9 protein-coding genes are annotated in these 13,039 nt (G+C 37.5%); 8 read left to right on the top strand and 1 reads right to left on the bottom strand.

All coding sequences use genetic code 11. The annotated features are described in order from the left end of the window. The first annotated feature begins 208 nt into the window (after positions 1–208). The 3 genes from PHO71_RS10610 (at position 209) to PHO71_RS10620 (ending at position 5,348) form a co-directional block, all read left to right on the top strand. Positions 209–877 (top strand): hypothetical protein, encoded by a 669-nt coding sequence (locus PHO71_RS10610; RefSeq protein WP_300202844.1) that lies wholly within the window; start codon positions 209–211, stop codon positions 875–877. A gap of 12 nt (positions 878–889) precedes the next feature. Then, positions 890–2,344 (top strand): O-antigen ligase family protein, encoded by a 1,455-nt coding sequence (locus tag PHO71_RS10615; protein WP_300202846.1) that lies wholly within the window; start codon positions 890–892, stop codon positions 2,342–2,344. A gap of 112 nt (positions 2,345–2,456) precedes the next feature. Beyond that, positions 2,457–5,348: a glutaminase family protein gene (locus PHO71_RS10620; RefSeq protein WP_300202848.1), complete on the top strand. Its 2,892-nt coding sequence runs from the start codon at positions 2,457–2,459 to the stop codon at positions 5,346–5,348. A gap of 227 nt (positions 5,349–5,575) precedes the next feature. Here PHO71_RS10620 and PHO71_RS10625 read toward each other — a convergent pair whose 3' ends face one another. Then, positions 5,576–8,494: a pitrilysin family protein gene (locus PHO71_RS10625; protein ID WP_300202850.1), complete on the bottom strand. Its 2,919-nt coding sequence runs from the start codon at positions 8,492–8,494 to the stop codon at positions 5,576–5,578. Positions 8,495–8,592: 98 nt separating this feature from the next. Here PHO71_RS10625 and prfB point away from each other — a divergent pair. From prfB to PHO71_RS10650, 5 genes are all read left to right on the top strand, one after another. Next, a protein-coding gene (gene prfB, locus PHO71_RS10630; protein ID WP_300202853.1) for a peptide chain release factor 2 occupies positions 8,593–9,709 on the top strand; the annotation gives its coding sequence in 2 pieces (ribosomal slippage) (positions 8,593–8,655 and positions 8,657–9,709; 1,116 coding nt in all). Between the two features lie 85 nt (positions 9,710–9,794). Then, positions 9,795–9,929 (top strand): hypothetical protein, encoded by a 135-nt coding sequence (locus PHO71_RS10635; protein ID WP_300202856.1) that lies wholly within the window; start codon positions 9,795–9,797, stop codon positions 9,927–9,929. A 184-nt stretch (positions 9,930–10,113) separates the two neighbouring features. Continuing rightward, positions 10,114–11,166, top strand: a complete 1,053-nt coding sequence (locus tag PHO71_RS10640; protein WP_300202859.1) for a porin — start codon at positions 10,114–10,116, stop codon at positions 11,164–11,166. Between the two features lie 19 nt (positions 11,167–11,185). Then, a complete protein-coding gene (locus PHO71_RS10645; RefSeq protein ID WP_300202862.1) occupies positions 11,186–11,656 on the top strand; it encodes a CYTH domain-containing protein in 471 nt (156 codons plus the stop codon). Between the two features lie 45 nt (positions 11,657–11,701). Continuing rightward, entirely contained in the window at positions 11,702–12,997 is a 1,296-nt protein-coding gene (locus PHO71_RS10650; RefSeq protein ID WP_300202865.1) for a DUF4010 domain-containing protein, read from the top strand. Positions 12,998–13,039: the final 42 nt, after the last annotated feature.

The following is a 13,039-nucleotide window of genomic DNA, read 5'->3' on the forward strand; positions in this document are numbered from 1 at the left end:
AATTTGAGAGATTGGAATAGGGTCCATGCAATCTATAGATGTAATTCTCAATGATTGTTCTCATTAAACGATTGGCTTGATATTTGAGAGTCCAGAAGGCTATATTCTATATTTATTGTTATGATTCTTCCCATAGCATAGTTTTTTATTTAATGGATAAAGGATTTTTTATTTAATGATAATGTATGTTTATAATTAATTACGAAATATGAAAATTAAAAATATAATAATTGTATTTACTTTGTTATTATCATTAGCAGGTAATGCTCAGACCCCTTTTAGTGATAGGGCTCCATTAGACTCAGTACCTGAATGGGTAAAAGAAAAAGTTACACCAAAAGAATATGAAATATGGAAAACTATGAGTCGTGTATTTCACATAGATTATTCTATTCTGAAAACAGATCTTTCTCCTGAACGGAAACAAGAGATCTATGATGGACTTAAAAAAATATGTGAAGGAATAGAAAAAGGGGAATTTTCACATCGAGTTGGTACAGGATTTTCTTTTGCAAAAGAAAATCCTATTGATACAACTCTTCAGTGGAAGTTATGTGAACTGAATCAAATAGATGAAAATATTCAATTGTGTAAACGGAAAGCTAGTGTTTATCAAAGTGTAAACTCAAACAGTGTAGAACTAGTTTGCACAGTTTGGTATATTTATAATTCTCAAAAGAAAGAGGTTTATATTATTAAGTCTGAAATTCTACCAAATGGATCGTGTTGTAAATTTCAAGGAGGAATCGGACTGGTTTATCAAAAGAATTTAAATCGTTTGCAAGGATCTTATGCAGGTACTTTTCAATATGAAGTAGAAGGAAGAAAGTATTGTGATCAGTTGGAGAGGGCATTTGCTTTTTCAATTGATAAGTAATAGAAATATACTATGCAATTTGTTTTTCTATTATTTCTATTACTAGGCATTTGGGAACTTGGAATTGGGTCTTGGCAATGTGTAAATGCTTTCTTTAATGACTGGTCTTATCAAACCATTTGTGGAACATTTAATAATCCGGGACTTTATTCTGTTTTCATTGTAATGATTATTCCTGTTGCATGGTTTTATATTTTACGAATAAAATCTTTTCTTGTTGAGAACTATCAATATAGGTTGATTACTGTATTGTCAATTGTTTATGTTTTATTGTCTTTTCTTGTACTTCCATTTAGTATGAGTAGGACTGCATGGATAGCAGCATTAGTTAGTTGTGGAATAATGACGTGCATATATATTGCAATGTATAAGCACTTTGTAATAGGAAAAGGGACTATAACTGTATTTATTTGTTCATTAGGCATATTTGTGTGTTTTTTATATGGTCTTAAGAAAAACTCTGCGGATGGTAGACTTCTGATTTGGAAAGTTTCATATTCTATTATAAAAGAGAATTTTGTAAGTGGAGTGGGGAGTGGATATTTTTCCAGTGCATATGGAGATGCGCAAGAAAAATATTTTCGTGATCATAAAGGCACAGAACATGAAAAATATATCGCAGGAGCACCAGATTTTGCATATAATGAATATCTACAGATAATAGTGGAATATGGCATAAAAGGACTATTGATACTTATTTTTGTAATTAGTTATTCGTTTTATAATTTGTCACGTATAAATTTTCAATACCGAATGCCACTTATAGGAATGTTTATCAGCTTATTAATAGTCGCATTTTTTTCTTATCCTTTTCGGAATATATATACATGTCTATTATCTTCATGTATTATAATTATAGTTATGTTATTTCCAACTGAAAAAGCTTGTTTAAGGAATATGATTCTAAGGTCTGGATTTATATTGTTTTCTTTATTGGTGGTTTTTTGGAAAGTATGTTTTTCATTCGGACATTTAGGAAGTGCTAAAACTGCATATGAGCAATGGACTCTGCTAAAACCGTATTTTGATGCCGAGCAATATAGTGAGATAACTCACAATTATACAGCATTATATCCATATTTAAAATCTGATGCTGCATTTTTATTTGAATATGGACAATGTTTATCAAATATCAAACGGTATAAAGAAAGTAATCTAATATTACAAGAAGGACTTAAGCATAGTGGAGATCCTATGTTTTTGAATGTGTTAGGGAAAAATTATCAACAGCTAGGGAAGTCTCAATTGGCTGAACAGATGTTTTATAAGGCTTATTACCGAATTCCTCATAAGATATATCCTTTATATTTATTGATGAATCTGTATAAGGAACTCCATCAGGAGAAAGATATGCTTTCTATTGCATATCGTATTTTAAATCAAAAAAATAAGATTAATTCGCTAGAGACTGAATATGTTAGAAATATGGTTAGAGAAGAGTTAGAAAAGAGAAGTTTCTTACCTTAATTTTTTTAGTTTGATAAATGTGTAAGTAGGGAGCATTTATAGCTAATTATGAGATGTTATAATAGTGCTTTCTCAATAATGAAATAAAGTTGAATCAATTAACAAGATAATCATGGCAAAATATCTTATTTATCTGCTGTTCATCTTTTCAGTAGTGGCATGTACGGGAAGTACGAAATACTCTGATGAGACTATAAAGAATGAACTTCGCGCACCATCAAATCCAATATTATCACTTCATCCACAAGTGCGTATGTGGTCTTGTGCGGATAAATTGACGGAGAAAAATATCTCTTTTACAAATGGAAAAACATTGCCGTTTACCGGCTTTTTACGGGTAGATGGGATCATATATCGTTTTATGGGAAGCAGGGAGTTACCCATGCAGGCAATTGCACCAATGGCTTTCGACGGCGAAAGATGGGAAGGTAAATTCACTAGTCTTATGCCGAATAAAGGTTGGGAACAACCCGATTATGATGACAAATACTGGCAGGTTGGAGAAGGAGCTTTTGGAACAAAGGATAAACGGGAGGTGAAAACACAATGGCTCTCGTCTGATTTATGGGTACGAAGAGAGGTGGAGGTAGACCCTTATTTGCTTGAACATAGAAAAATTTATTTGCGCTACTCTCATGACGACGGTCTCCAGTTGTACATTAATGGCAAACATTTAGTCAGTACGAAAGATGGAATTGGGGCGAATCTTAAAATAGAAGTGCCGGATTCTATTCTGGTTACGATGAAAGAGGGGAAAGCTTTGATTGCCGCACATTGTGAGAACAAAATGAAGAGTGCATTGCTTGATTTTGGGTTGTTTGCAGAAGAACCGGGAATCCTTATAGAAAGGATTGCCCCTATGGGTGAATGGGAAGGAAGATATACTACTGAACAACCAGAGGGAAATTGGGCAATGATGAATTTTAACGATAGCGCATGGACAGTAGGAAAGGCAGTGTTTGGAACAGAAGGGGGACAGGATGTCCATACGCCTTGGAATACTTCGAAATTGTGGGTAAGGAGGAAAGTAACTTTTGACTCTTTGCTGATAAAAAACAAACAGCTTTGTGCTCATTATTCACATAATGATGCTGTTGGGTTGTATATCAATGGAAAAGAATTTGTCAGCACTGGGTTTAAAGCGAAGAGTGATGTGTGTACTGATATACCAGATTCAATTGTTGAAACGATGAGAGACGGGAAGGCTGTGATTGCTGCCCGTTGTGAGAACCGGGGTGGGAGTGCTTGTGCAGACTTTGGATTGTATGCTGAGCCTAAACTGGCTAAACAAAAGTCTGTAGATGTGCAAGCTACTCAAACCCATTATACATTTGAATGCGGTGATGTAGAGTTGAAACTCACTTTTACAGCTCCATATCTGTTGAATGATCTGGAAGTTCTTAGTCGTCCCGTCAATTATATTTCTTATCAAGCTAAGGCATTGGACGGTAAAGAACACAATGTGGCTATTTATTTTGAATTGGATCCACATAAAGCATTTCGTGCAGGGCAGTCTACACAAATGTATGAGAAAGATGGACTTGTTTTGATGAAAACCGGTCGGGAGAATCAGGAGTTGTGGGTAGATAAGGAGAAAGATGCACCCGGATGGGGATATTTATATTTGGTTGCAAAAAATGATGTAACGTATGCACAAGGAGATGCTGCTGAAATGCGGGCACACTTTATGAAGGAGGGTAACTTAAAGGAGACACGTAAATCGGATGAAAAACGTTATGCAGCAATCGCACAAGATTTGGAAGTAGGTAGTGAACTTCCGCAACACTTGATTGTGTCTTTTGACGGACTGTGTACGATGGCTTATTTCGGAGAGGATTTACAACCTTATTGGAATAAAGATGGAGCAAAGGGTATTGAAAAACTGTTTGATGAAGCGGAAAAGGATTATAAAGAGGTGATGGCGAAATGTTATGCTTTTGACCGTCAGATGATGATTGATGCTTACTCTGCGGGAGGAAAAGAATATGCTGAACTTTGTGCCTTGGCTTATCACCAGACAGTAGCCTCTTTTCAGGTATCTGAAACTTCGGATAACGAATTGCTTTATTTCACTCCATTGGTTGGTTCGATAGATGAGTATTATGCGGCTTCACCTTTATTTCTTTATTATAATTCGGATGTGTTGAAAGCAATGCTTAATCCTTTCTTTTATTTTAGTGAGAGTGGAAAATGGAATAAACCCTTTCCAGCTCATAATTTAGGAGGATATCCTTTTGTTAATGGACCTACCAAAGGGGCTGATCTTCCCGTTGAAGAGGCTGGAAATATGTTGATTATGATTGCTGCAATGGCTAAAGTTGAGCAAGATGCGTCTTACGCTGAAAAACATTGGGAAACTTTATCAAAATGGGCTGGCTATCTATTGGAAAATGGGACAGATACGGGAGATCAAATCAATGCAGGTAGTTTTGATGGTCGCTGCCCTCATAATGCTAACTTGTCTGCGAAAGGAATTTTGGGAGTTGCTTCGTATGCTTTACTGGCGAGGATGTTGAACAAACAGGAAGAATCCGAAAAATATGCAACGGCAGCTAAGGAGATGGCTAAGAAATGGGAAGAGTTAGCTTTTAATGGAGATCATTATCGACTGGCTTTTGATCAGTTGGATAGTTGGGGACAGAAGTATAATCTTATTTGGGACCAGTTGCTGGGATTGAATGTTTTTCCTGATAAAGTTATCGAACGTGAAACCGCTTTCTATGCTACTAAGCTGAGTGCTTACGGTTGTCCCTTAGATAGTGGAACCAACAATGTAAAGGCAGAATGGATGGTGTGGATTGCTGCATTAAATAAGGATAGTGTACAGTTCCGTAAGTTCCTTCTCCCACTTTATCAGTTTATGAATGAGACAAAGACACGTGTACCGATGCCGGATGCTTATAATGTTTATGATAAGGGGACTTTAACTAAATACTGGGGAAGACCGGTGGTGGGTGGTTACTTTATCCGGTTGTTGGAAAAGAAATTAAATGAGAGTAAATAAGATATAGTACAATTTTAAAGATTTATGGTTTCTATAGATAACAGATGAGGTTGCATCGGAAGTAAAACAAGCTCTTCATATAAAACTATTTAGGCACGGATTTCGCGGATTTCACGGTTCTTTGATTAATAAAAAACGTATATTCCGTAATCCGTGCCTAAAAGATAGTAATAGTAGGATTTTACCACATCCTCGTTCATTGTTATTCGGGTGTGGCTTTTCTTATTTTAATATCCAAAGATTTGTTCTTGCGTTAGTTCTTCGATAGGACCTACCGCTTTTAACTTATCCATATCGAGGTCTTTTTTATCTCCTAAGATACAGTAAGTATAAGTACGGTCTTTCATCCATTCTTTTTGGAAATCAACGATGTCTTTCAATGTCATGTTTTGCACATCATTGTAAAGCTTGATACGTGAGTCTACATTTTCTCCCAAGTCTTGAGCATTGATATAACTCCAGATAACATCACTTTTAATGATGCGTTCAGTGCGTAGACGGTTGATTAATCCATCTTTAGCCAGTTGGAAAGCTTTCTCCGATTCAGGCATATTGCTGATAATCTCGTTAAACGTATTGATAGCGTCGATCATTTTATCATTTTGGGTTGCAATCTGAGTATAGATCATATATGGATATTTCAAATAGCTTGGCTGAGTTAAGGCAGCCCAGGCAGAGTATGCTAATCCGCGGGTCTCACGCATTTCTTGGAAAACGATCGAATTCATACTTCCACCGAAGTATTCATTATAAAGTGACCGTGTAGGTTCAATAGTCGGATTGAATTTCTTATCAGTATTTGAAATCTGCGACATATAGATTTGTTTAGCATCATAAGGTGCTATTAATACCTTAGTGGTAGGAGTTTCGAGATAAGGGAATTCGTCTCCTATAGGAATCTCTTTTAATGTATCTGGTACTTTATGGTTCTTATCGATAATATCCAATATCTCTTTACTACTGCTTGGGCCATAGTATAAGATACGATGCTTGTAGCTATTCTGATTATGAATCCGATCGATTAATGCTTGTGGGTCCATACTGATAAGTTCAGCTTCAGTTAATAGATTGGTTGCGGGTGACTTAGCACCGTACTGGGCAAAGTTCATCAAGCGTGAGAAATTCTGTCCTTGATTTAGTTTGGCATCCGAACGAGCTTTCAGGATGTCTCCTGCCATATTATTGTAGGCTTCTTTATTGATTTGTGCATCAGCCATTAGTTTCTCGAAAAGTTGCATAGCTGCCGGCATATTTTCGTTCAACCCTGAAAGAACGACATAAGTGCGTTCATTACCCGGAGAAATGTAGAAAGTACAGGCCAAACGATAGAATTCACTCTTTAGTTGTTCCGGTGTCATATCAGAGGTTCCCAAATATTCGAGATAATTGAAAGCTGTACCTAGTGCCTTGTCTTGGTTATTACCCATATCGAATACATAAATCAACTGGAAGAGGTCATTAGCAACGTTTTGCTTATAGAGAACCGGTATATCTGATTTTGCCTTTAGTTGAGTCAGATCCTTTTGGTAGTCGAGGAATACAGGTTCAATAGGTTTAACAGCACTGTTCTGTATTTCAGTGAGAAAGATACTTGCTGTATCACGGTTTGACACAATAGGAGTGATTTCCGGTTTTGTCATTTTCTTTTCGTTGGGGTCTTTGCCTTGTTTTTTATAAATGACTGCATAATTGTCCTTTTTTAGATATTTATTAGCAAAATCCACAATTTCTGTCTTAGTAAATTTGGCTATACGATCAATCGAATTAACTTCGTCTTCCCAGGTTATATTATTGATAAATGAATTGACAAACATATCGGCACGGCCTTCATTACTTTCCATATTCTGTATCTGGTAAAGCTTGAAGTTATTGATATTGGCTTGCAACATTTTTTCGTCAAAATCTCCGGCACATAGCTTTTGGATTTCACCTAACAAAAGATTTTGTACTTCCTTTAATGTTTGTCCTTGTTTGGGAACTCCTCCTAATATAAACATAGAGTAATCTGTCAGACCCATAGGATAGCCGTATCCACTCAATACTTTTTGTTGTTGGTTTAAATCGAGGTCGATAAGTCCTGCTTTACCATTGTATAATAGTTGAGAGATAACTTGAAGAATCTCAAAATCTTTGCTTGAAGCTCCGGGGAAACGCCATGCCAGCGCAACGCTTTCAGCATCAAGCCCCAATACTTCTCGTACGATAGGTTGGGTAATCGGTTCTTCTTTCGGTAAATTGAGTTTAGGCAGTTCCGGATTTGGTTTCATTTGCCCGAAATATTCGTCGATGATAGCGATGGTTTTATCCGGGTCAAGGTCACCTGACATACAAATAGCCATATTATTAGGGACGTACCATTGTTTATAGTAGTTTTTGATATTTGTAATCGAAGGATTTTTCAGGTCTTCTTGTGTTCCCAGCACGGTCTGTGTTCCGTAAGGATGGTGAGGGAAAAGAGAAGAGAAAATGGCTTCTTGCACTTTTCTGTTATCACGTGTTAAAGACATATTTTTTTCTTCGTATACAGTTTCTAATTCTGTATGAAAACCACGAATGACATTATTCTCAAAGCGATCAGCTTGTATCTTGGCCCAGTTCCCTATCTGATTCGAAGGAATGTCTTCTACATAAACAGTTTGGTCGTAGGCGGTATAAGCGTTCGTACCATTCGCACCGATGGCTGCCATCAGTTTATCGTATTCATTTGGGATAGAATACTTGGAGGCTTCGTAAGAAAGGCTGTCGATAGTATGATAAATCGCTTTACGTTGAGCTTCGTCCGTTGTTTTACGATAAATCTCAAACTGCTGTTCTATCTGGTCAAGTAATGGTTTCTCGACTTCGTAATTCTGAGTACCGAATTTATCAGTTCCTTTGAACATAAGATGTTCAAAGTAATGTGCCAGTCCGGTAGTTTCTGCCGGGTCGTTCTTTCCGCCTACACGTACTGCTATGTAAGTCTGGATGCGCGGAGTTTCCTTATTCACGGTGAGATAAACTTTCAATCCGTTGTCCAATGTGTAAATACGGGCTTTTAGCGGATCGTTGGGGACTGTTTCGTAGCTATACTTCTTTTGTGAGCTACAACTGCTGAACACTAATACAAGGAAAAGTGACAAGCATGAAAGTTTCAGTAGTTTGTTCATATGATGACAACATTTTGATGACAAAAACAAAGGTAGCAGATTTTTGCTTATCTTTGCAACGAAATTTGTAAATTATAAAAGATAAAATTGAAAATCAGATGATTACTATTGAACAACTTAAAGATGTGAAAGAGCGCACGGATGCGCTGAGGAGGTATCTTTGACGTCGATGCGAAGAAAATTCAAGTCGAAGAAGAACAATTAAGAACTCAGGCTCCGGGGTTTTGGGATGACCAAAAGAGGGCAGAAGCTCAGATGAAGCTGGTGAAAGACCTGCAAAAATGGATTGAAGGTTATAACGAAGTCAAAACGTTGTCGGACGAACTGGCATTATCCTTTGATTTTTATAAAGAAGAGTTGGTAACGGAGGAAGATGTAGACGCTGCTTATGCCAAAGCAATGGAAGCATTGGAAGTATTGGAACTCAAGAATATGTTGCGTGAAGAAGCCGATCAGATGGACTGTGTCTTGAAAATCAATTCCGGTGCCGGTGGTACGGAAAGCCAGGATTGGGCTTCTATGTTGATGCGTATGTATTTGCGATATGCTGAAACAAACGGTTACAAGGCTACCATTGCCAATCTTCAAGAAGGTGATGAAGCAGGAATCAAAACCTGTACCATCAATATCGAAGGAGATTTTGCATATGGTTATCTGAAAGGAGAAAACGGAGTGCACCGCTTGGTACGTGTTTCTCCGTATAATGCCCAAGGTAAACGTATGACATCCTTTGCTTCCGTATTTGTCACTCCGTTGGTAGATGATAGTATTGAAGTGAATATCGAACCTGCTCGTATCTCTTGGGATACATTCCGAAGTGGTGGTGCAGGTGGACAGAATGTGAATAAGGTAGAATCCGGAGTTCGTCTGCGTTATCAGTATAAAGATCCTTATAGTGGTGAAGAAGAGGAGATTCTGATTGAAAATACTGAAACTCGCGACCAACCGAAGAACCGTGAAAATGCAATGCGCCAGTTGCGCTCTATTTTATATGATAGGGAGTTGCAGCACCGTTTGGCTGAGCAGGCAAAAGTGGAGGCCGGGAAGATGAAGATCGAATGGGGATCGCAGATACGAAGCTATGTGTTCGACGACCGGCGTGTGAAAGATCACCGCACTAACTATCAGACTTCTGATGTAAATGGTGTGATGGACGGAAAGATCGATGGCTTTATCAAGTCCTATCTGATGGAGTTCTCTTCGCAGGAATCATAAAATCCGAAAAATAGCGAGTATTATTTTTGGAAAGTTAAAAGATTTGTTCTTACTTTGTTAGCGTTGAACTTTAAAGCTAACTATTATGGGTAAGAGTAAAAGAAAAGTAGTACATAGCAAGAAGGAAGAACAACAGGCGCAAAAGGTAATCAAAATAGTATTTATCTCATTGGTTATTTTGGCACTGGTTATGCTGATTGCATATTCCTTCCTCGGTTAATTCACTACAGATTACACGGGTTTTACAGATTCTATTGCATTGTTCAAGCAATGATTAATAGTTAATCTGTATGAGGCGTGTAATCTGTGGTGAATTTTTGTAATAGGATTGTAATTTTTTCGTAATTTTCCCGTATCTTCACAGTGGTATCTTTGTGCCAAAATTAGTAAAGGAAACTACTAGGATGAAGAAATTTACAATTACTGTTTTCGCGCTATTGATGACAGTTATGGCTTTTGGACAGGCAAAAGAAGACGCGGGGGATGGCAAGATGCTGAATAAGCAGAGGATGGAACTGAAGGATTATTTGCCTGAAATTCATGGAACGATCCGGGCAAAATATGAATATCAGACAGAAACAAACGAAAGCCGTTTCGAAGTACGTAATGCACGTTTTAGTGTTTCGGGAAATGTGCATCCTATGGTAGCTTACAAAGCGGAGATCGATCTTTCTGACGAAGGTACAATTAGAACGTTAGATGCTTATGCACGTGTTTTCCCTGTGAAAGATTTGAATTTTACTCTTGGTCAAATGCGTGTACCTTTCACTATTGACGCGCACCGTTCTCCTCATCAACAATACTTCGCAAACCGTTCTTTTATAGCCAAACAAGTAGGAGATGTCCGCGATGTTGGTTTTGTGACAACATATAGTCAGAAAGATAATTTTCCTTTTATTCTTGAAGGAGGGCTGTTCAATGGCTCCGGATTGACTAATCAAAAGGTGTGGCACAAGACATTGAATTATTCGATAAAAGCTCAGCTTTTGCCAAATAAGAACTGGAACGTGACTCTGAGCACTCAAATGATAAAGCCGGGAGACGTGCGTATTAATATGTATGATGCCGGTGTTTATTATCAAAATAATCGCTTTCATATTGAAGCCGAATACCTTTATAAAATGTACGGACACAATGCTTTTGATGATGTACATTCTGTAAACAGCTTTGTGAATTATGATCTGCCTCTGAAAAAAGTATTTAATAAGATTTCTTTTTTGGCCCGTTATGATATGATGACCGATCATAGTAACGGAAGGACCGATACTGAAACGGGAATATTAAAAATAAATGATTATGCCCGCCATCGTGTGACGAGCGGAATTACGTTGAGCCTTTCTAAAGCCTTCATTGCTGATCTTCGTCTGAATTTCGAAAAATACTTTTATAAAAATTCCGGCATTGCTAAAGAGTCGGAACGAGATAAAATTGTAATTGAGTTTATGACTCGATTCTAAAAATGTGTATCTTTGTGGCATGGCACAAGAGATTGAACGTAAGTTTTTGGTTTCTGGTGAGTTCAAGTCGCAGGCTTTTGCTCAGGATCGTATTATTCAGGGATATATTTGTAGCGACCGGGGACGGACGGTGCGGGTGCGTATCCGTGATAATAAAGGTTATTTGACTATAAAGGGAGCTTCTAATGTTTCAGGTACGAGTCGATATGAGTGGGAGCGGGAATTGCCGTTGGCGGAGGCGGAAGAATTGATGAAACTTTGTGAGTCGGGAGTTATTGATAAGACTCGTTATCTGGTGCGTAGTGGCAGTCACATATTTGAAGTAGATGAGTTCTACGGTGATAACGTCGGGTTGGTTGTGGCTGAAGTTGAATTAACCTCGGAGGATGAGGCGTTTGATAAACCATCTTTTATTGGTGAAGAGGTAACAGGCGATAGGCGTTACTATAACTCCCAATTAATGAAAAAACCGTATAAAAATTGGCGATGAGTAACAAAAAAACAATATATTTGTTCTAATATAAAAGGACTGTGTATGGAGCAATTGTATAATTACCTGCCAAGAGAATTGGTGACTTTTGTATTGGTAACTTTGTTTTCTTTGCTTATCGGGCTTTCTCAACGCCGGATCAGTTTAAAGCGTGAAGGAGAAACGACTCTTTTCGGTACGGACCGTACATTTACTTTCATCGGTATTCTAGGTTATCTTCTATATATATTAGATCCTACGGATATGCGTTTATTTATGGGCGGTGGTGCGATTCTTGGTCTTTTATTGGGACTAAACTATTATGTAAAGCAATCGCAGTTTCACGTGTTTGGTGTCACTACGATCATTATTGCTCTTATTACTTATTGTATTGCTCCGATTGTAGTTACTCAGCCTTCCTGGTTTTATGTAATGGTGATTGTTACTGTTCTACTGCTAACGGAATTAAAACATACTTTTACGGAATTTGCACAACGAATGAAGAATGATGAAATGATTACGTTGGCTAAGTTTTTGGCAATCAGTGGTATCATACTGCCTATGCTTCCCAAAGAAAACTTGATTCCTGGTATAAATCTTACTCCTTATACTATTTGGTTGGCAACAGTTGTTGTTTCCGGTATTTCATACCTGTCATATCTTTTGAAGCGATATGTCTTTCATGAATCAGGTGTATTGGTTTCCGGTATTGTCGGAGGATTGTACAGTAGTACTGCCACGATTTCCGTATTAGCTCGAAAGAGTCGTAAAGCCTCGGAACAGGAATCAACTGAATATGTTGCTGCTATGTTGTTGGCAGTCAGTATGATGTTTTTGCGTTTTATGATTTTAATTCTAATTTTTAGTCGTGAAATTTTCCATTCTATTTATCCGTATTTGCTGATTATGGCTGTTGTATCAGCTTTGGTGGCTTGGTTTGTACATACTCGGCAGCATCGTCCCAAAGATATGACTACGGATGGGGAAGAGGAGGATAGTAGTAACCCCTTGGAATTTAAGGTTGCTTTAATCTTTGCCATACTGTTTGTAATTTTTACAATATTGACTCATTATACCTTGATATATGCAGGTACAGAAGGATTGAATCTGCTTTCTTTCGTTTCAGGTTTTAGTGATATCACTCCTTTTATATTGAACTTGTTACAAAACACAGGAAGTGTAGCAGCATTGGTTGTTACAGCTTGCAGTATGCAGGCAATTATTAGTAATATATTGGTGAATATGTGCTATGCTCTGTTCTTTGCAGGAAAAGATAGTAAACTTCGTCCTTGGATTCTGGGAGGATTTGGTACAGTGGTGGGAATAAATTTTGTGCTGTTGCTGCTCTTTTATTTTTTATAAAGATACTTTTTTGTTGGATTTACCAATAAGAATCATAATATG

The organism is Bacteroides sp. (assembly GCF_028690125.1).
Classification (GTDB): Bacteria; Bacteroidota; Bacteroidia; order Bacteroidales; family Bacteroidaceae; genus Bacteroides.

Bases quoted from the DNA above. Each gene is read 5' to 3' on its own strand.
- PHO71_RS10625 (WP_300202850.1), bottom strand. From the start codon at position 8,494: ATGAACAAACTACTGAAACTTTCATGCTTGTCACTTTTCCTTGTATTA.
- PHO71_RS10615 (WP_300202846.1), top strand. From the start codon at position 890: ATGCAATTTGTTTTTCTATTATTTCTATTACTAGGCATTTGGGAACTT.
- PHO71_RS10645 (WP_300202862.1), top strand. From the start codon at position 11,186: ATGGCACAAGAGATTGAACGTAAGTTTTTGGTTTCTGGTGAGTTCAAG.
- PHO71_RS10610 (WP_300202844.1), top strand. From the start codon at position 209: ATGAAAATTAAAAATATAATAATTGTATTTACTTTGTTATTATCATTA.
- PHO71_RS10650 (WP_300202865.1), top strand. From the start codon at position 11,702: ATGGAGCAATTGTATAATTACCTGCCAAGAGAATTGGTGACTTTTGTA.
- PHO71_RS10635 (WP_300202856.1), top strand. From the start codon at position 9,795: ATGGGTAAGAGTAAAAGAAAAGTAGTACATAGCAAGAAGGAAGAACAA.
- PHO71_RS10620 (WP_300202848.1), top strand. From the start codon at position 2,457: ATGGCAAAATATCTTATTTATCTGCTGTTCATCTTTTCAGTAGTGGCA.
- PHO71_RS10640 (WP_300202859.1), top strand. From the start codon at position 10,114: ATGAAGAAATTTACAATTACTGTTTTCGCGCTATTGATGACAGTTATG.